The sequence below is a fragment of the Aquimonas sp. genome (assembly GCF_044377145.1).
Lineage (GTDB): Bacteria > Pseudomonadota > Gammaproteobacteria > Xanthomonadales > Xanthomonadaceae > Aquimonas.
In genome coordinates this window covers 1-19,536 of sequence record NZ_JBILJQ010000007.1, presented here as the reverse complement: position 1 = coordinate 19,536, position 19,536 = coordinate 1, and the positions used below count along the sequence as shown (strand labels likewise).

Here is a 19,536-nt window from a genome sequence, read left to right as displayed (position 1 = left end):
AGGATGTCCCAGTGGCGATAAGGAATGGCGGGGCGTTCACTGGTGGCGCAACGCGACCATCGGGTCGGTGCGGGCGGCGCGGCGCGCCGGCAGGTAGCAGGCAAGCAGTGCGACGCCGCAGAGGAACAGGCTGACGACCACATAGGTCAACGGATCGGCCGCACTGACGCCGAACAGTTCGCTGCTGGCGATCTGGCCGAACACCGCGGCGCCGACCAGTCCAACGACAAGACCGATCGCGGTCAGGCGTGCACCCTGGCCCAGCACCATGCCGAGGATGTCGCGGGTGCCGGCACCGATCGCCATGCGCACGCCGAGCTCGCCGATCCGCTGGCTGACCGAGTAGGCGAGCACGCCGTAGATGCCGATCGCCGCGAGCAGCATCGAGGCGCCGGCGAACACGCCCAGCAGCAGCATCGGCGCGCGCTGATGGTTCAGCGACAGCGCGATCCGCTCGTCCAGCCCGCGGATGTCGTACACCGGCTGCTCCGGGTCGACTGCGCGCAGGGCGTCGCGCACCTGCGGAATCAACTGCTCGGCGGGCACGTCCGCGCGCAGCACGAAACTGCCGAACGGCGGAGTTGCCTGGGAGACCGGCCAGTACAGGGTTTCCTTGCTCACCGTGACGGCCAGCTGCTGGTGCTTGATGGTGCCGACCACGCCAACCACGGTGGCCGCGTCGGTACCGCTGCCGCCGCGGCGCAGCTGCTGGCCGACCGCCTCGCGACCGTTGAAGTACTTGTTGGCCAGGATCTCGTCGATCACCACCACGCGTTCGGACTCCGCACTATCGCCCGCGTTGAGATAGCGCCCGGCCAGCAGCGGAATCTGCAGGGCCTCGAAATAGTCACCGGCGATCTCGCGCTGCATGCCGTGCGGGCTGGCCTCGCCGTCGCCACTGTCGCGGCCGACGATGTTGTACGAACCCGAGGAATTGCTGTTGCTGAAGGGCAGGTTCGAAGTGAAGGCCACATGCTGCACGCCGGGCATCGCCCGCAGCCGCGCCAGTGACTGCTCGACAAACAGCTGGCGCGCCGCCGACTCCGCATACCGCGGCGCATCCAGATCGACGCGTGCGGTCAGCAGGCCGGTCGACGCAAACCCGGGGCTTTCCTCCGACAGCGCGTGGAAGCTGCGCAGCAGCAGCCCGGCGCCGATCAGCAGGGTCGTAGCCAGCGCCATCTGCACCACCACCAGCGCCTGCCGGGAGACCGCAGCGCGACGTCCGCCGGCGCCCGAACGGCCGCCCTCTTTCAGGCTCTCGCCGACGTCCATGCGCAGCAGACTCAGCAGCGGCAATGCGGTCGCCAACAGCCCCGCCACCACGCTGATCGCCGCGCCGAACAGCAGCACTTCGGTATCCAGACGAATCTCGTAGCCACCCGATTGCGGCTGCAGCCCGATCGCCGGCATCAGCTCCACGCACAGTGCCGCCACCAGCACACCGACCGCGCCGCCGAGCAGGGCCAGCAGCAGAGCCTCGCCCAGCACCTGCAGCGCGATCCGGCCACGGCTGGCACCCAGCGCACTGCGCAGGGTGAGTTCTTTGCGGCGACCGTGCATGCGGATCAGCATCAGGTTGGCGAGGTTGGCGCAGGCGATCAGCAGCACCATGCCGACCGCGGCCTGCAGGAGGATCAGCACCGGCCGCATCTCACCGACCTGCTGCTCGCGCACGCTGCGCGCGCCGGCCTTGAAGTTGCCGGCACGCAGAAAGGCCGCAAAGCCGGCACCCTCCTCGCCACCGACGTTCGAGATGCGATCGGCATTGCGCGAGATGATCGTGTCGAACTCGGCGACCAGCCCTTCGATGCTGGTTCCGGGTTTGATCCGGGCGATGCTGGCCGAGTATTCATTGCCGCGTTCCTGATCACTCTTCTGCTGCTCGGTGAAGGCGAACGGCACCCACAGCTGCAGGTCCCGATAGGGAAAGCTGAAGTGCTCCGGCATTACCCCCAGCACGGTGAAGTTCTGCCCGTTCAGACGGATCTCGCTGCCGATCAGGGCGGGGTCCGCATTGAACCGGTTGCGCCACAGATCGAACGACAGCACCGCGACCTGATCGGCACCCGGCTCCGCATGCGCTTCGGTGAACACCTGCCCCAACGCCGCCTGCACGCCGAGCGTGCTGAACAGGCTGGGCGTCGCCCGCAGCGCGGTCAGCTGTTCGGGCGTGCCGGAGGCGCCGCTGAGTCCAAAACGTGCGCTCGCGTACAGGGCCATGTCCTCGACCGAGGGCGCCTGCGCACGGCGATCGAGGTAGTCGGGGATCGAGGTGCCGGCGTACTCGAGGTTCATGTTCGGATAGCGGTTGAACACCTCGACCAGACGCTCACCGTCCGCATACGGCAGGGGCCGCAGCAGCAGGCTGTGCATCACCGAGAAGATCGCGGTGTTGGCGCCGATGCCGAGCCCGAGAGTGAGCACGGCCACCACCAGAAACATCGGCTTGGCGAGCAAACCACGCACGCTGTAGCGCAGGTCCTGGAGCAGATGAGCGAGCATTCGGAGTTCCTTGGTTGACGCGGATCAGGATCGGGAATCAACCGCCGCGCAGGGCGTGCAGCGGGCTGGCGCGCACCGCACGCATTGCGGGAATCAGACAGGCCACCGCCGCCACCGCCGCCAGCACGGTGACCACGCTCAGTAACACCAGCGGATCACTGGCCGATACACCGAACAGTTGCGAGGCCAAGGCGCGGCCGAGCAGCAGGGCGCCGACCAGACCGAACGCGATACCGAGCCCGACCATGCCGAGGTTCTGCCGCATCAGCAGCGCCAGCAGGCCGCGCGAATCCGCGCCCAGCGACATGCGGATGCCGAGCTCCTGTCGACGCTGCTCGACGCCGAAAGCGATCACGCCGTACAGGCCGATCGCCGCCAGTCCCAGCGCCACTGCGCTGAACACCGCCATCAGCTGCAGGTTGAAGCGACGCAGGGCCTGGCCATCGCCGGCCAGGGCAGCGAACGGGCGCAGATCGGACACCGGCATCGTCGGGTCGAGCGCATGCAGGGCCGCGCGCACTTGCTCGGCATAGGCCTGTGGCTCGCCGCGCACCCGCAAGGCGAGGAAAAACTGTTCCTGCACCGCCTGGTGGTGGTGCATGTAGACCTCCGGTGGGGGCTCACGCTCAGGTCCGAAGTGGCGGGTATCGGCGACCACACCGACCACCGTCTTCTGCCCGCCCAGGAACTCCACCTGGCGGCCGACCGGATCGCCCTCGCCCATGAAGCGCTGGGCGAAGCTGCGGTTGACCAACACGTTCTGCGGCATCTCGCCTGCGCGTGCATCACTGGACTCGATGCCGCGGCCCTGCTCGATCGCAAGCCCCACCGCAGCGAAGTAGTCCGGGTTGACGAAGCGCCAGTTGGCGCCCGGCTCGCGGCCCGCCGGCTCGACGCCGATCACCCGCACCGAGGAGCTGAAGTTGTCCCGTGCCGACAGCGGGAGGGCATCGCTCAGGCCTACCGACTCCACACCCGGCAGCGCCGCAACCGCGGCCAGCACGGCGTCCAGACGCGGCGCGATATGCAGAGTGTGGCGGCGGTAGGTGTCTTCCCAGCCTTCTCCGGTCGGGCCTGCCGGTACGTTGAGCACGATGCTGGCAGTGAGGACGCCCTCGGTGCGCACACCATCGTCGACCGCGCCAAGCCGGCGCAGGCTTTCGATCATCAGTCCGGCACCGGCGAGCAGGGTCACCGCCAGCGCCACTTCGGCCACCACCAGGGCGCGTCGTGCGCGATTGCCGCTGCGGCTGGCCGCCGGCCCGCGGCCGGCCTCCAGCAAACTCCCGGCCGGTGCCACGGCCGCTGCTCGACGCGCCGGCAGCAGTGCGAACAGCAGCACGGTCGCTACGCTCAATCCAAGCGACACCGCCACCACGCTGAGGTCAAGCCGCGCCTCCGCCTGGGCCGGCAACAGATCAGGCGCGGTGGCCAGCAGCAGGGGCACGCCGATGGCCGCCATCAACAGGCCTCCCGCCCCGCCGATCGCGGCGATCATCAAGGCCTCGGCCAGTGCCGCGCGCAGCAGTCGACCCCGGTCAGCGCCGAGCGCCGCCCGCACCGCCAGCTCGGCGCTGCGTTGGCCGGCGCGGGCCAGCAGCAGGTTGGCGAGGTTGGCGCAGGCGATCAGCAGCACCAGCAGTGAGGCTGCGAACAGGCTCCACAGCGGCTCTTCGAGACGCGCCCCCAGGCTCTCGCGCAGCGGCTGCAGGCGCGCGCCGAGCTTCACGTGCTCGTCGGGATGGGCCTCGGCCAAGCGCGCATTGACCGCGGCCAGCTGGGCTTCCGCCTGTTCGGGTGCTACGCCTTCGCTGAGCCGGCCCAACAGGAACAGATAGCTGGTGCCACGCGCTGCGCCGCTCAGCGGCAGATGGGTCGGCAGGTAGATCTCGGCACCCTCAGGCAGACGCAGGGCGTCCGGCGCCACACCGACCACGCTGTAGGGCTCGCCATCGAGCTGCAGCGTTTGCCCCACAACATCGGCGCGTCCGCCGAAGCGCTGCTGCCAGAGCGCATACGACAACACCGCCACACGTTCTCCGCTGGCCTCTTCCGCCTCGCCGAACCATCGTCCCAGCGCGGGCTGCAGGCCCATCACCGCCCAGAACTCCGGGCTCACCTGGTAGCTGGTGCGTCGTTCGGCGCCCTCCGCACTGGTGAGGGTGGTGACGCCACCGATGTACGCGGCGAGTGCCTCGAAGCTTTCGCGCGTGCCGTCGCGCCAATCGAAATACAGCGGTCGTGAGACCGGCCCACCGTAGTGTTCCTGGACACGCCGGACCTCGACAATGCGCTCAGCCTGCGGATACGGCAGCGGCTTGAGCAGCACGCCGTTGACCACGCTGAACACCGCCGACACCGCGCCGATGCCGAGCGCGAGAGTGAGTACGGCAGTGAACAGAAACCCCGGCTGCCGCAGCAGGCTGCGCAGGCTTTGCTTGAGTTCGACCAGAACTGCAGTCATGGCTGGAGGGCTCCGGTGTCGGGCCGCGTAGCCCGTGAATGAATGCGTCCTTGCATGTCGCCTCCTTGAAACGCGCGGGCTGTTGGCACAGCCCGCTGACGCCTGCACTGAAACCGCAACGCGGCGCTCGATGCAGCTCAGCGATCAGGCACCTGCGGGTGCACCGGCACGGGCGCGTGCGATCTGCGCGTCCAGCCGCTCTTCTTCCTCGCGACGCAGCCGGTGCAGGGTGTCCTCGTCGACAATGCGGCCGTCGAACATGCAGATCTTGCGCTGGGCGAAATCGGCGTAGCGCGCGTCGTGTGTGACCATGCAGATGGTCGAGCCGGCGCGATGCAGCTCATCCAGCAGGGCCATCACCGCCTCGCCGTTCTTGCTGTCGAGGTTGCCGGTCGGCTCATCCGCGAGCAGCAGCGAGGGCTGTCCGACCAGGGCGCGCGCCACCGCCACGCGCTGCTGCTGGCCGCCTGAAAGCTGGGCCGGATAGTGCTTGAGCCGATGCGCCATGCCGACCCGCTCCAGCGCGCTCTGCACGCGATCGCGCCGTTCGGCCTTGGACACGCCATCGCGGTAGGTGAGCGGCAGCTCGACGTTCTCGAACACCGACAGATCACCGATCAGGTTGAAGGCCTGGAAGATGAAGCCGATCTCCTTGTTGCGGATGCGCGCGCGCTCGGAGGCGGAGATGTTCTGCACCGGAACGCCATTCAACTCGTAGCTGCCCGAGGTCGGGGTGTCCAGCAGGCCGAGGATCGACAGCAGGGTCGACTTGCCGCAGCCCGAGGGGCCGGAGATCGACACGTACTCACCCTTCTCGATGGCGAAATGCACCCCCGCCAACGCATGGGTTTCGACTTCGTCGGTGTAGAAGACCTTGGCGATGTCTTCGAGGTTGAGCAGGGCCTTGGTGGTCATTGGTGTGGCTTCCGTGTGGCTCATTAGGTGATGTGATGTTGGCGGCCTGAATGGCTGCCCTGCTCAACTCGGGAATCGAGAGTGGGGAATCGGGAATCGGTCAGAAGCCGGGAGTCGGGAATGGAGAGTCGGGAATCGGGGAAGCTTGGCGCCTTGAAGCTCGCGGGTCTTCACTCGGCCTCGGCTTCGATACTGCCGCGGCCTGCAACAGGCCGGCTCGAACCATTCCCGATTCCCCATTCCCGATTCCCGGCTTAAGCGTTCAATCCACCCGAAGTCGCTCATACCCCTCCCACTGCGAGGTGTCCGACAGGATGATCTGGTCGCCGGGCGCCAGGCCTTGCTGGATTTCAATCAGGTTGACCGAGGCGCGGCCGATGCGCACGGGCACGCGCTGGGCCTGGCCTTCGGCGTCAACGCGGAACAGCCGCACTTCGCTTTCGGGCTGGCCATAGGCCGGTCGGCCGACGTACAGAACGTTCTGCAGACGTTCGATCTCGATGGTGCCATCAACGCTGAGGTCGGGGCGGGCGCTGGCCGGCAAGGCTTCGGTGAACTCGACTTCGACCAGCACGGTGCCGTTCTGAACGGCGGGGTCGATGCGGACCACCTGCCCGGCCACCACGCCATTGCGCGTATCCACCCGCACCTGCTGGCCGTGCAGGATGTCCTTGACCTGGGTTTCGCTGATGCGCAGCTCGGCCATCAGTTCGCCGGGCTTGGCGACCCGGGCCAGATTGGTGCCGGCGGCGACCTGCTGGCCCTCCTGCACCGGCACCTGCTGCAGCACGCCGGCGATGCCCGCGCGCACCTTCAGCGCTTCGGCCTGGCGGCGCCGCAGTTCGGCCACGTTCTTCAGCTGCTCGATGCGCGCGCGCTCGGCGGCGAGCTGGGCGCGCAGGGTCTGCTCGAACTTCTCGATCCGCTCGACCTCGATGCCCTCGCGCAGCTTGAGCTGCTCCGAGGTCAGCTCGCTGCGGCGCGCCTGGATGCGCGAAATGATGCCGCGTCCGGCCAGCTCGGTTTCGGCCTCGGCCTGCAGCCGCGCACCCTCGTAGTCGGCTCGAATACCAGCCAGCGCCGCGCGCTGATCCAGCAGCTGGCTTTCCAGGCCCATCTGCTTGGCGGTGTAGTCAGCCTCGGCCGCGGTCAAGGCCGAAACCGCCGACAGCTGCTGATCGACCACCTCGGGATTGGACAGCTCCAGAATCACCGTATCGGCCTCGACCACCGCACCCGGCCGCACCACGATGCGCTCGACCCGCGCGTTGGATTCGGCGGCGATCCAGCGGATCTCCTTCGGCACCAGCACGCCGGGCCCGCGCACTTCGCGCAGCATGTCGCCCTGCTTGACCGTATCCAGCCACAGGCTGCTCTTGGCCACCGAGGGCGCGGCGGGGTCGAGCCGGCTGACGAAGCCGACCAGGGCAGCCAGCGCGACGACGGCAGCGACGATTAGCGCGATCCGACGACGGCGGGCCTGTTGTTTGAGATCGAGGCGTTGAATGTCCATGGACTGGCTTTAGCACGCGGCGTGCCAACTCGATAAGCGTTTTTGGATCAATGGCTTGCAGGTTCTGCGCGGGGCGACTGTCCGTTTTCGAACAGCCGCCGCGAGCAGCTCGTGCCCGGTTTCGGACGATTCCGCTTGCGGACGGACGCAGTGTCGGGCCTGGGCGCGCAATGCGATTGGGCGCCGGAGGGAATCCGTGCTCGGCCGCAAAGCCCAGCGCGACATTGACAGAACCGCAGGCGCAGCCATCGCGCTCGGAGCAATCACCCGCAGCGCGAGGCCAGCGGCTAGTGCGCCCGCAGCATCTGCATCGAGGGCGCCCTTAGGGCCGTGCTCGCGGGCCCCAAGGCGGCGAGCAGGCTCAGACTCAACAAGGTCAGCGCGACTGTGACTAGCTGAAGCGGTGCTGGCATCGGCAAACCCTGCAGCCAACCCGCGCCCAGGTGTTGCAGCAGTACCTGCAGGCAGACGCCCAACAGGCAACCGCCGACCGCGAGCCCCAGGGCCGGACGCAGGATCACGCCCAGCAGCACGCGGTCGCTGGCGCCCAGTGCGCGACGCAGACCGAACTCGCGCTGCCGCTGCAGCACGGCGACCCGCAAGCTCGCATAGAGGCCCAGCAGCGCGATCAACACCGCCGCCAAGGCAAAGCCAGCCACCATTGCAGCGAGCATGCGGGTGAGCTTGATCGACAGGGGCTCGACCTCGGCCAGTGGCCGCAGCGGATCCAGCGCCAGGGCCGGGTCCAGCGTCTGCAGGCGCGCACGCAGCGCGCTCTGCAGGTCGGCCGCGCTGCGCCCGGACTGCAGCACCAGAAACACATCGCGCTCAGCCCGCTGCGCCAGCGGCCCGTAAAGCTGCGGCACCGTGTCCAGACCCGCGCCGTGCTGGTCGATATCGGCGACTACGCCTACCACTTCGCGCCAGGCCGGATCGTTCACCACTCGAACGCGTTTGCCCAAGGCCTCGCCGTCGCCAAACCAGCGCTGCTCGAACCCGGCACTGACCAGGGCCACCGGCGCCGCATTGGCATGGTCCGATGCGTCGATCGCGCGCCCGCGCAGCAGGCGCAGGCCCAAGGTCTTCAGGTGTTGCTCGGAGACCAGCGCATAGTTGCCCGAGGGCGCGGCCTCCAAGTTCGACTGCAGACCGTCCTCGACATCCACCAACAGCTGGTAGTGCCGCAGCACCGGCAGGCTGTGACTCAAGCTTGCAGACTCAACGCCGGGAATCGCACGGGCCTCTTCCAGCACGCGCCGCTGCAGGGCGTAGACACTGTCGTCATCCGCGTAGCGCAGGGTCGGCAGGCTGAAGCGGGCGAATTGTCGATCGGTGGTGGCAAACCCGGGATCGATTGCGGCAGTGCGGGCACTGGCAGCGATCAATGCGAGCGACGAAGCCAACAGCACAAAGGCCAGGCTGAACTTGGCGCCGATCAGGGCCGTGCGCAGACGCACCATCGGCACCGATCGATGCGCACGCAGCGCTGTCGCCGAGGGCGCACTCGCCGCCGCCCAACCGATTGAGGGCAGGGCCGCAAGCACGGCCATGACCGGCCCCATCAAGAGGCCCAGCACGGCGTTCTCGACATGCAGGCTGAACCCCTGCGCGCGCGGTAGATACGGCCCTGCCAGCGTCGCCAGCAGTGGCGCGCCCAGCGTTGCCAGCACAAGTCCGAGCGCGCCGCCCAGCAGACCGGGCAGCAGCACTTCGAATAGACCCTGCAGGCGCAGCTGCGCGGCGGTGGCGCCCAGGGCCGACTTCAATGCGCTATCGGATCCTTGCGCTGCCGCCCGCAGCAAAGCCAGAGCCGCCAGTGCACCGAGCAGGCTCAGGATCAACAGCACGATCACCACCGTCAGCATCAACAGAGCGGGCCGCTGCGGAGCCACCAGATCTTCAGCGTGCATGCCGATCTCCGGCTGCCAGGGCCGCATTTTTGGATACTGAAGTTCGAACTGCTGGGCCAAGGCAGTGATTTCTGCCAGTGCGGCGGCGGCATCCGTACTGGGCTTGAGACGCGCGATCACATGAGCGCGATTGCCGCCGACGCCGGCCAGTTCGCGCGCATCGGGCTGCCAGCGCAGCAACAGCTCGGCTCCGGCCTCGGGGAAGTCGAAGCCTGCAGGCAGCACGCCAGCGATCTGGTGCCGCTCACCTTCCACCCACAGCGGCTGCAACAGCCGACGAGTGTCACTCTGCAGCTGGGTGCGCCACACGCGATCGCTGATTAACACCTGCGGCGTGTCTTCGTCCGCAAAGCCCGATCCCCACGACAGCTGACTGCCCAGCACCTGCAGCAGATCCGGCGTCACCCGCGCCGCGGCGACCCGTTCAGCGCCATCACCAGAACCCAGGCTAACGCCGGTCGTCCGGTACTGCGCCATCGCCGAAAAGCTCTTTGCCTGCTGCTGCCAGTAGGCGAAGCGCGCCAGGCTGACCTGAAAGCCCTGAAAGCTGGGTGGGCTGGATTCGCGAATCCGCACCAGCTGCTCGGCCTGCGGGTATGGCAGCGGCGCCAGCAGCACCGTTCGCAGCAGCTGCACACCGAGGCTGGCGACCGCGCAACCGATGCCGATCAACAGGACCCACAGCGCCCAGTCACGACGCTGCACGCGCAGGCTGCGAGCGCTTTGCCAGAGTGCGCCGCGCAGGCTGAGTGCAAGGCTCGCGAACAGCTTTTGTGGAGGCATGCGGAGTCCTTTCCGAGTTGAGATGGGGTAGGACAGCCTACCCGAGGCAATCACACGGCTGCGGGCTCGGGTGCGGCTTCAGCGCGTCGGTTGGGCTGGAGCCGGCTGCCAGTGATCGATGCACCAAGCGTCCGCGTGCTCGGCTTTCGACGCCGGTCAGAATCTGGAACTCAGTCCATTTCTGGACAGCCTGTGACGCCCCCGTTTGGCGACGCGGTCGCAAAGGAACAGCCCGTATGAGCAGCCCTGCCCGCTTGTGGACGGTGCTGGCCCAGCCGCGAACGCAGGCGTAGGCTCCTTCGACCATCGGAACTTGCAGGGGCGGCGCGATGAAGATCACGGTCAACGGCAGCGAGCGCAGCATCGACCTTCCGCCCGACACTCCGCTGCTGTGGGCATTGCGCGATGGCCTGGGCCTCACCGGCAGCAAGTACGGCTGCGGCATGGCGGTCTGTGGCGCCTGCACGGTGCACCTCGATGGTGTCGCGGTGCGCGCCTGCGTGACGCCGCTGTCGGCAGTTGGCGAGCGCGCGGTGCTGACCATTGAAGGCCTGTCGGACGACGGCAGCCATCCGCTGCAGCAGGCCTGGATCGAAGCCGACGTGGCGCAGTGCGGCTACTGCCAGTCGGGCCAGATCATGGGCGCGCTGGCGTTTCTGCAGCGCACGCCCGAGCCCACCGACGCCCAGATTGTCGAGGCGATGGACCCGCATCTGTGCCGCTGTGGCACGTACTCGCAGGTGCGCAACGCGGTGCGTTTGGCGGCGACCAAACTGAAGGCGGGCGGCTGATGGACGCCCTCTCACGTCGTGGTTTTCTGCAGGCGGTCGGACTCAGCGCCGGCGGCTTTGTGATCGCCCTGCACATCCCTGGGCTTGCGCCGCTGGCACAGGCCGCAGGGGTCGGCACTGAGGCCGCTGCCGAGGTCGCCAGCGTGTTCAAGCCGAATGCCTTCGTGCAGATCGATGCCCAGGGCCAGGTCACCCTGTTCGTTGCCCAGGCCGAGATGGGCCAGGGCGTGCGCACCTCGCTGCCGATGCTGGTGGCCGAGGAGCTCGATGTCGATCTGGACAGCGTGATCGTCAAGGGGGTCGGCGCCGATCCGGCCTTCAACCATCCCTGGTTCGGCAGCCAGGTCACCGGTGGGTCGAGTTCGGTGCGTGGCCTGTTCGAGCCGCTGCGCCGCGCCGGCGCCGAGGCCCGTCATCAGCTGCTTGAAGCAGCCGCGCTGCGGCTCGAAGTGCCGCGTGAATCGCTGCGCACCGAGAACGGTGAGGTCATCCACGGCGAGAGCGGACGACGGCTCGGCTATGGTGAACTGGTCGCCGCCGCAGCCGCCCTGCCCGCGCCTGACCCGGCCGTGATCGTGCTGAAGTCGCCGGAGAACTTCCGCTACATCGGCCGCGATCGGCGCCGCCAGGAAGGCCCCGACAAGGTCACCGGCCGCGCGGAGTTCGGCATCGACGTGCAGTTGGAAGGGATGCTGACCGCGGTGGTCGCGCGGCCACCGGTGTTCGGTGCCACGCTCAAGTCGGTCGACGACAGCGCAGCCCTGATGATCGCCGGCGTACGCAAGGTCAAACGTGTGCCGGAAGGCGTGGCCGTGATCGCCGATCATTTCTGGGCCGCGCGCCAGGGCCGTGAAGCACTGAAGCTCGACTGGGACCTCGGCGCACTGGCCAGCCTCGACAGCGATGCGCAGGGCCGCGAGTACGCCGCGCTGGCTGAAACCGCTGGCGCGGTGGCCACCACCCGCGGCCTGCCCACGCTGGCGCTGGACGAAGAGGCCGAGATCATCGCCCTTGATCTCGACCTGCCCTACCTCGCCCACGCCGCGATGGAACCCTTGAACGCCACCGTGCACCACCGCGACGACAGCGCCGAAGTCTGGACTGGAACCCAGATGCAGGGCGCCGACCGCGCCCGCGCCGGGGCGGTTCTTGGTCTGGACGAGAACAAAGTCAGCCTGCACAACCTGCTGCTCGGCGGCGGCTTCGGCCGCCGCGCCAATCCCAGCTCCGACTTCGTGGTGCTGGCCGCGCACGTGGCCAAGGGCGAAGGTTTGCCGATCAAAACCGTGTGGACACGCGAGGACGATACCCGCGGCGGCTGGTATCGCCCGCGCGCCTATCACCGCCTGCGGGTGCGTCTGGATGAGAACGGTCTACCGCAGGCCTGGCATCAGCGCGTGGTCGCGCAGTCAATCATGCAGGGAACGCCGTTCGAGGCGATGGCGGTGCGCGATGGGGTCGACAACACCGTGGTCGAGGGCGCCGCCGACCTGCCCTACGCCATCCCCAACTTCCAGGTCGAATGCCATCTGGCGCCGGTCGGGGTGCCGGTGCTGTGGTGGCGCTCGGTCGGCCACACCCATACCGCGCTGGCCGCCGAACACATGATCGACCTCGCTGCCCGCCAAGCCGGCATCGATCCGGTCGAGTACCGGCGCCGTCTGCTCAGTAGCAATGCACAGTGGCTACGCGTGCTGGAGCTGGCCGCCGAACGCAGCGGCTGGGGCAGTGAACTGCCCGAGGGCCGCGCTCGCGGCATCGCCATCCACGCCAGCTTCGGCAGCGTGGTCGCCGAAGTCGCCGAGGTCTCGATCGAGAACGGCCGCCCGCGCGTGCACCGCGTGGTGGCCGCGGTCGACATGGGCCGCGTGGTCAATCCGCTGCATGCGAAAAGCCAGATCGAAGGCGGCATCGTGTTCGGGCTGGCCGCCGCCCTGCACCAGCAGATCAGCTTCAAGGACGGCCGCGTGCAGCAGAGCAACTTCCACGACTACCCGCTGCTGCGTCAGCGCGAGATGCCGGAGGTCGAAGTGCATCTGGTCGAGAGCCAGGCCGACCCCGGCGGCGCCGGCGAACCCGGCACGCCGCCGATCGCGCCGGCGGTGGCGAACGCGCTGCTGTCGCTGACGGGGAAGGCGACGACGCGGTTGCCGTTCGGGTCGGATGCCTGAGCATCACGGATGAAGCGGCGCAGGTGCCGGCGGCAGATGCCGGCCTCCCCGGATCATCCCCGCCGCATATACGCCGCAAACTCCAGCGTCGCGATCGCGCCGCGGGTGTCCTCGCGCGGGGCCAGGCGAACGCGCCAGTCGTAGAGTTCGCACAGCCGCAGAACGATCGCCAGGCCAATGCCGCCGCCCTTGCTGCCTTCCGAGCTGGTGCCGCGGAAGCCGCGGTCGAACAGGCGCGCGGCCTCGTCGGCCTCGATGCCGGGGCCGGTGTCGCGCACTTCGACCCGGTCGCCGAGCACGCTGATGCGGATCTCGCCTTCGCGGGTGTACTTGAAGGCGTTGACGATCAAGTTGCCTAGCGCGACCGCGACGATCGCTTCCGGGGCGTCGACCAGCACGCCATGCTGGCCTTCGACGATGACCTGGATCGGCTTGGCGCCGATGTTGACGCGGTTGGCCTCGGCCAGCTGTTCGGCCAGCTTGCGCACATCGGTGGCGCCGCTGCCGCGTTCGCCGCGCGAGAGCATCAACAAGGCCGTGGTGAGGTCGGTGCACTGCTGCACCGCACGTTCGATGCGCTGCAGGCGCTGCTGGGTCTTGGGGCTGATGTCGGCCTGGGTCTGCATCAATTCGACCGCGCCGCGGATCACCGCAAGCGGCGTGCGCAGCTCATGGCTGACATCGGCATTGAACTCGCGATCGCGGGTGACCCGCTCGGTCAGCTGCTCGGCGTAGTCATCCAGGGCGCTGGCCAGCTGGCCGACCTCGTCATCTGCGAAGTACGGCGCCAGCTTCTCGGGCTTGGAGCCGCTGGAGAATCCTTCGATGCGCTTGGCAAGATCGGCCACCGGCTGCATCACCCGCCGCGAGGACCACAGCCCGATCAGGCCGGCGAACACCGAGAACAGGGCAACGGTGCCGATCAAGGCGATGATCAACTGACGTTGACCGAGCGCTTCTTTCGAGTAGTCATAGCGCAGGAAACCGACCAGGTCGGAGGCCCGGTGCACCGCCAGCTTGTACTCGGTCAGCTTGCCGTCGGGGTCGGCTTCAAGGACTTCGTGTACACCCTCGGGCAGTTCGCGCCAAGTGAAAGGAACACTCTCGTTGCGGTTGCTGCGCACCACCAGCAGCTCAATCTGACGATAGAACTGGAACTGCGCGTCGGGCGCAGGATTGAGCCGCTTGAACTCGACGAAGTTCTGCGCCTCGCTCTGCAGCCAGTCGTCGACCAGCTGATTCTCAAGCCGCGCGCGCAGGCCGACCGTCGCCACGGCAAACAGCGCGGTCAGGCCGCTGCCGAGGATCAGGAAGGAGATGATGATCCGGCTTCTAAGCCGGCGTCTGAACTGCTTCTGTGTCGGCAAGTCGGTATCCGATTCCGTGCCGCGTGTGGATCAGCGGCTTGTCGAAAGGCTTGTCCAGCGCGGCGCGCAGGCCGTGAATGTGGACGCGCAGCGAATCGCTGTCGGGCAGCTCCTCGCCCCAGACCCGGGTTTCGAGTTCCTGCCGGGTCACCACCGAGGGGCTGGACTCCATCAGGCACTGCAGGATCTTCAGCGCGGTCGGGTTCAAGTTCACCGCGCGGCCCTGACGGCTGACTTCCAGCGTATCGAGGTTGAAGCGCAGGTCGGAGACCTCCAGCACACGCGGCTGCTGGCCCTTGCCGCGGCGCGCCAGCACGGTGAGGCGGGCTTCGACTTCCTGCAGCGCGAAGGGTTTCACCAGGTAATCGTCGGCGCCGCTCTCGAAGCCAGCCAGTTTCTGTTCCAGCGCATCGCGCGCGGTCAGCATCAGCACCGGTGTCTGCCGGCGTGCATCGGTGCGCAGCTTGCGGCAGACCTCCAGCCCGTCCATGCCCGGCAAGTTCAGGTCCAGCACAATCGCGTCGAATTCATTCACCACGGCCAGATGCAGGCCAGTGACGCCGTCGGCGGCGAAATCGACGATGTGCCCGCGGTCTTCCAGATAGTCGCCCAGGTTGGCGGCGATATCGGTGTTGTCTTCGATCACCAGGATGCGCATCGGGTATCCGGAAAGTCAGGCAGGTCTAGCGGCGCACGCGCCGCGTGCGGCAGGGGGCAAGGGTAACGGTTTGCAGGCGGGCGGTGTGGGCTGCGCGGCGGGCCACGTTCAGCCAGCACGCGTCGCCAACCCGCGCACGCCGGTGTGCAGCCCGGCTGTCTACACTTGGCCGATGAATGCCCCGGATGAATCCTCGCTGCCTGCTTCTGCTCGCCTCGCCCTGCTGGCGTCGCTGGGCACGGATGGCCTCTACGACGACGACGCCAGCCGCATCGCTTACAGCTACGACAACTCCAAGCGCCAGGCACTGCCGCTGGCGGTGGTGCTGCCGGGCACGCATGCCCAGGTCGAGGCGGTACTGGCGATCTGCGCCGAACACGCGCTTGCGGTCACCGCCCGCGGCCGCGGCACCAATACCACCGGTGCCAGCGTGCCGATCGCTGGCGGTGTAGTGGTGTCGTTCGAGCGCATGCGCCGGATCCTGCAGATCAATGTCGCCGACCGATATGCCGTGGTCGAACCCGGCGTGCTCAACGGCGAACTGCAGCAGGCGCTGGCCGAGCGCGGGTTCTTCTGGCCGCCGGACCCGACCTCCGCACCGTTCTCGACCATCGGCGGCAACCTGGCCTGCAATGCCGGCGGCCCGCGCGCGGTGAAGTATGGCGCCTGTCGCGACAATCTGCTGGCGCTGCGCGCGGTCGATGGCCGCGGGCGCGGTTTCCGCTGCGGCGCGCCCACCAGCAAGGGCGCGGTGGGCTTCGATCTGGCCCGACTGCTGGTCGGCTCGGAGGGCACCCTGGCCCTGATTACCGAGGCCACGCTGAAGCTGGTGCCGCTGCAGCCGGCCCGCTGCGGCCTGCGTCTGCTGTATGCCGACATCGAGAGCGCGGCATCAGCGGTGGCGCGGATCATGGCGCAGCCGATCACGCCCTGTGCGCTGGAGTTCATGGACGCCGAAGCCTTGGCCTTGGTGCGCCGCAATGGCCTCGATCTGCCGCCGGGGCAGGCATTGCTGATGGTCGAAGTCGATGCCGATCCGGACTCGATGGCGCGCGCCGCCGATGCGATCGAGCGCGCTGCTCAGGGCGCGGGCCTGCTGGATTGCCTGCGCGCGCAGCGGCCGGAAGACAGCGCCGCGCTTTGGGCGGCGCGCAAGGCGCTGTCGCCCGCGCTGCGATCGCTGGCTCCGAAGAAGATCAATGAAGACGTGGTGGTGCCGGTCTCGCGCCTGCCCGAGCTGATCGCGCGCGTGTCGAAGCTCGGCGCGCGTCACGGCATCCGCATCGTCAACTTCGGCCACGCAGGCAACGGCAATATCCACGTCAATCTGATGTACGACCCGGCCGAGCCCGGCCGCGATTCGGCAGCGCAGGCCTGTCTGGCCGAACTGTTCGAGATCGTGATCGGGCTCGACGGCACCTTGTCCGGCGAGCACGGCATCGGGCTGGCCAAGCGGCCCTTCATGCGCCAGGCGATCGACCCGCACACGCTCACGCTGATGGCCGCGATCAAGCAGGTGTTCGACCCCCACGGCATCCTCAATCCGGGCAAGCTGCTGCCTGACCCGCTGCCGGCTGACATTCGCGCATGACTGAACTCGACGCCCTGCTGACCCGCATCCGCGCCTGTCGGCTGTGCGCATCGCAGCTGCCGTTCGAGCCGCGGCCGGTGCTGCGCGCGGCGGCCAGTGCGCGCCTGCTGATCGTCGGCCAGGCACCGGGAACCCAAGCGCACCATTCCGCGATCCCATGGAACGATTCGAGTGGCATCCGCCTGCGCCACTGGCTGGGCCTGGATCGCGAGCGCTTCTACGACGAGCGCGAGATCGCGATCGTGCCGATGGGCTTCTGCTACCCCGGCAAGGGAAGCGCGGGTGACCTGCCACCGCGGCCGGAGTGCGCGCCGACCTGGCACCCGCCCCTGCTGCCGCTGCTGCCCAAGGTTCAGTTGACCCTGCTGATCGGCCACTACGCCCAGGCGGGGTTTCTGGGCGCCGGCCGCGGCCGCACCCTCACCGACACCGTGCGCGCCTTCGAGCGCTATCTGCCGCGCTACTTTCCGCTGCCTCATCCCAGTCCGCGCAACCAGCTGTGGCTGGCGAGCAATCCATGGTTCGAGAGCAGCGTCATCCCGGCATTGCGTGATGTGATTGGCGATTTGCTCGCGCAGCCCTGAGCCACGCAAGCGCGTTGTTCTTCACGTTTTTGGCCCCTAAGCGCTTAGCTCATCACAATTGAGCAGGCAGATTCGGGTCGAACCGGGCAGTTTTGCGGTCGCAGATTGACACCCGGCGGAAGTCACGCGTACGTTCCGCTGCGCGATCCGAATGGCCGTCGCCAGGCACTGATGTCCGGGGGGACACAGACGCCAACTCAAGGACACGAAGGCCCAGGCGGAGCGCACCGGACATCGCCGAATCCACGGACGAGCCGGTTCCTAGAAGCTGCATTCAACGGGGAGTTTCGTAATGAAGAGTCTTTGTTCCGCCCTGGCAATCGCCATGGCGCTGCCAACCGTGTCCCTCGCTGCCGAGCTCAATCGCGCCGAACGCGCAGTGCCGGGCCAGTACATCGTGGTCCTGAAGCAGGATCTGGTGCGGATCGGCAACGAGCGCAACGCGCGTCCGGACGTCGCATCGATCGCCGTCGACATGGCCGCCACGTACGGTCTTGAGGTCAAGTTCGCCTACACCCACGCCCTGCCGGGCTTTGTGGTGCAGGCCAATGCCAAACAGCTCGACCGCCTGCTGGCCGATGGCCGCGTTGACTTCATCGAAGAAGACGGCTACGTCTCGATCAATGCCACCCAGACCGGCGCCACTTGGGGCCTGGATCGCACCGATCAGCGCGACCTGCCGCTGAACAGCAACTACGTGTATGACACCACTGCCAGCAACGTGAATACCTACATCGTTGACACCGGCGTGCTGGACACCCACGCCCAGTTCAGCGGGCGCATGGGCACCGGCTACACCGCAATCAACGACGGCCGCGGCACCAGCGACTGCAACGGCCACGGCACCCATGTGGCCGGCACCGTCGCCGGCAGCACGCACGGTATCGCCAAAGGCGCCCGGGTGTTCCCGGTGCGCGTACTGGGCTGCAATGGCTCGGGCACGAATGCCGGCGTGATCGCCGGTATGGACTGGGTGGCTGCCAATCACATCAAGCCGGCCGTGGCCAATATGAGCCTCGGCGGCGGCGCTTCAACCGCAACCGACAACGCAGTCACCGCCATGCACAACGCCGGTGTGGTGGTGGTGGTCGCGGCGGGCAATGACAACGGCAACGCCTGCAGCTACTCGCCGGCGCGCGCTCCGCTGGCGATCACGGTCGGCTCGACCACCAATACCGATGCACGCTCGTCGTTCTCGAACTTCGGCACCTGCCTCGACATCTACGCACCTGGCTCGAACATCACTTCGGCCTGGTTCACCAGCACCACCGCCACCAACACCATCAGCGGCACCTCGATGGCGTCGCCGCATGTGGCGGGCGTGGCCGCGCTGTATCTCGCCAACAACCCGACCGCCACCCCGGCTCAGGTCGCCACCGCGATCTTCAACAACTCCACGCCAAACAAGGTCACCGGCGCCGGTGCGGGTTCGCCCAACCGCCTGCTGTACTCGATCTTCGGTGGCGGCACCACGCCGATCGACAATCCGCCGGTGGCGAACTTCACTTTCAGCTGCACCACCCTGACCTGCAGCTTCAACGGCACCGGCTCAACCGACGACAACGGCGTCAGCAGCTACAGCTGGGCCTTTGGCGACGGCAGCACCGGCACCGGCGCTACCACCAGCCGCACCTATGCGGCCGCAGGCACGTACTCGGTGGTGCTGACGGTGCGTGACACCGCCAACCAGGCCAACAGCCGCACCCAGTCGGTGACGGTCACCACCGGTGGTGGCGGCGGTACCGCTCCCTGCACCAACTGCGAGGCCTACACCGGCACCCTGACCGGCACCGGCGCACAGCAGTTCGTGCCCGGCGGCACCTACTACTACTCGACCGCCAGCGGTGCCCACAGCGGCTGGCTGCGTGGCCCCGCCGCAGGCTCGGACTTCGACCTGGCCCTGCAGAAGTGGAACGGCTCCAGCTGGGCCAATGTGGCCTCCGGCACTGGCAGCACCTCCAGCGAGACCGTGACCTATAGCGGTACCGCCGGCTACTACCGCTGGAGGGTCTACTCCTACAGCGGCTCGGGCAGCTACAGCTTCTGGATGCGCCGCCCGTAAGGCTTGAAGCAAGCTATGAATCAAGGGCGATGGACGAAAGTCCATCGCCCTTTTCATTGGTGCGCAAGCGTCGGCCGATGGCTCCGCGTGGTTTGGCGTATGCGTCCGCCCAAGCCACCTACCGCTTCCCCACTCGCCGTGCTGAGCCTCAGTTGCAGATCGGCGCCCAGCCCTCGATCGGCAGCAAGCTGTCGATGTCGCGGTTGCGCGTGGTCGGCAGTC

At 67.8% G+C, this 19,536-nt stretch carries 13 protein-coding genes; 6 read left to right on the top strand and 7 right to left on the bottom strand.

Annotation, left to right across the window (positions count from 1 at the left end; genetic code table 11):
• Positions 1–36 precede the first annotated feature (36 nt).
• From ACIQ7H_RS03785 to ACIQ7H_RS03765, 5 genes are all read right to left on the bottom strand, one after another.
• Complete coding sequence (locus ACIQ7H_RS03785; RefSeq protein ID WP_395788550.1) at positions 37–2,505, bottom strand: ABC transporter permease; 2,469 nt, start codon at positions 2,503–2,505, stop codon at positions 37–39.
• A gap of 37 nt (positions 2,506–2,542) precedes the next feature.
• The gene (locus tag ACIQ7H_RS03780) at positions 2,543–4,969 is read right to left on the bottom strand and encodes an ABC transporter permease (protein WP_395788549.1); all 2,427 of its coding nucleotides are present in this window, start codon (positions 4,967–4,969) and stop codon (positions 2,543–2,545) included.
• A 144-nt stretch (positions 4,970–5,113) separates the two neighbouring features.
• The gene (locus tag ACIQ7H_RS03775) at positions 5,114–5,884 is read right to left on the bottom strand and encodes an ABC transporter ATP-binding protein (protein ID WP_395788547.1); all 771 of its coding nucleotides are present in this window, start codon (positions 5,882–5,884) and stop codon (positions 5,114–5,116) included.
• A 262-nt stretch (positions 5,885–6,146) separates the two neighbouring features.
• Positions 6,147–7,397 carry an efflux RND transporter periplasmic adaptor subunit gene (locus tag ACIQ7H_RS03770; protein WP_395788546.1) on the bottom strand — a complete coding sequence of 417 codons (1,251 nt, stop codon included), beginning with the start codon at positions 7,395–7,397 and terminating at the stop codon, positions 6,147–6,149.
• Positions 7,398–7,684: 287 nt separating this feature from the next.
• The gene (locus ACIQ7H_RS03765; protein WP_395788544.1) at positions 7,685–10,090 is read right to left on the bottom strand and encodes an ABC transporter permease; all 2,406 of its coding nucleotides are present in this window, start codon (positions 10,088–10,090) and stop codon (positions 7,685–7,687) included.
• A gap of 329 nt (positions 10,091–10,419) precedes the next feature.
• On the opposite strand from ACIQ7H_RS03765, the gene ACIQ7H_RS03760 reads away from it, so the two are divergent.
• Both ACIQ7H_RS03760 and ACIQ7H_RS03755 read left to right on the top strand, forming a co-directional pair.
• Complete coding sequence (locus ACIQ7H_RS03760) at positions 10,420–10,881, top strand: (2Fe-2S)-binding protein (RefSeq protein ID WP_395788542.1); 462 nt, start codon at positions 10,420–10,422, stop codon at positions 10,879–10,881.
• The gene (locus ACIQ7H_RS03755) at positions 10,881–13,052 is read left to right on the top strand and encodes a molybdopterin cofactor-binding domain-containing protein (RefSeq protein WP_395788541.1); all 2,172 of its coding nucleotides are present in this window, start codon (positions 10,881–10,883) and stop codon (positions 13,050–13,052) included. Before ACIQ7H_RS03760 ends, ACIQ7H_RS03755 begins: the two co-directional genes overlap by 1 nt.
• Before the next feature lie 53 nt (positions 13,053–13,105).
• Here ACIQ7H_RS03755 and ACIQ7H_RS03750 read toward each other — a convergent pair whose 3' ends face one another.
• Positions 13,106–14,419 (bottom strand): sensor histidine kinase, encoded by a 1,314-nt coding sequence (locus ACIQ7H_RS03750; RefSeq protein WP_395788539.1) that lies wholly within the window; start codon positions 14,417–14,419, stop codon positions 13,106–13,108.
• Positions 14,385–15,077, bottom strand: a complete 693-nt coding sequence (locus tag ACIQ7H_RS03745) for a response regulator transcription factor (protein WP_395788537.1) — start codon at positions 15,075–15,077, stop codon at positions 14,385–14,387. The genes ACIQ7H_RS03750 and ACIQ7H_RS03745 overlap by 35 nt, the downstream gene beginning before the upstream one ends.
• Positions 15,078–15,249: 172 nt before the next feature.
• On the opposite strand from ACIQ7H_RS03745, the gene ACIQ7H_RS03740 reads away from it, so the two are divergent.
• From ACIQ7H_RS03740 to ACIQ7H_RS03725, 4 genes are all read left to right on the top strand, one after another.
• Positions 15,250–16,668, top strand: a complete 1,419-nt coding sequence (locus tag ACIQ7H_RS03740; protein ID WP_395788535.1) for an FAD-binding oxidoreductase — start codon at positions 15,250–15,252, stop codon at positions 16,666–16,668.
• On the top strand, positions 16,665–17,252 hold the full coding sequence (locus ACIQ7H_RS03735) for a uracil-DNA glycosylase family protein (RefSeq protein WP_395788533.1): 588 nt from the start codon (positions 16,665–16,667) through the stop codon (positions 17,250–17,252). Before ACIQ7H_RS03740 ends, ACIQ7H_RS03735 begins: the two co-directional genes overlap by 4 nt.
• A 292-nt stretch (positions 17,253–17,544) precedes the next feature.
• Positions 17,545–19,314: a S8 family serine peptidase gene (locus ACIQ7H_RS03730; RefSeq protein ID WP_395788531.1), complete on the top strand. Its 1,770-nt coding sequence runs from the start codon at positions 17,545–17,547 to the stop codon at positions 19,312–19,314.
• Positions 19,315–19,343: 29 nt separating this feature from the next.
• Positions 19,344–19,536: hypothetical protein (locus tag ACIQ7H_RS03725; protein ID WP_395788529.1), on the top strand; the 193-nt coding region annotated here is incomplete at its 3' end.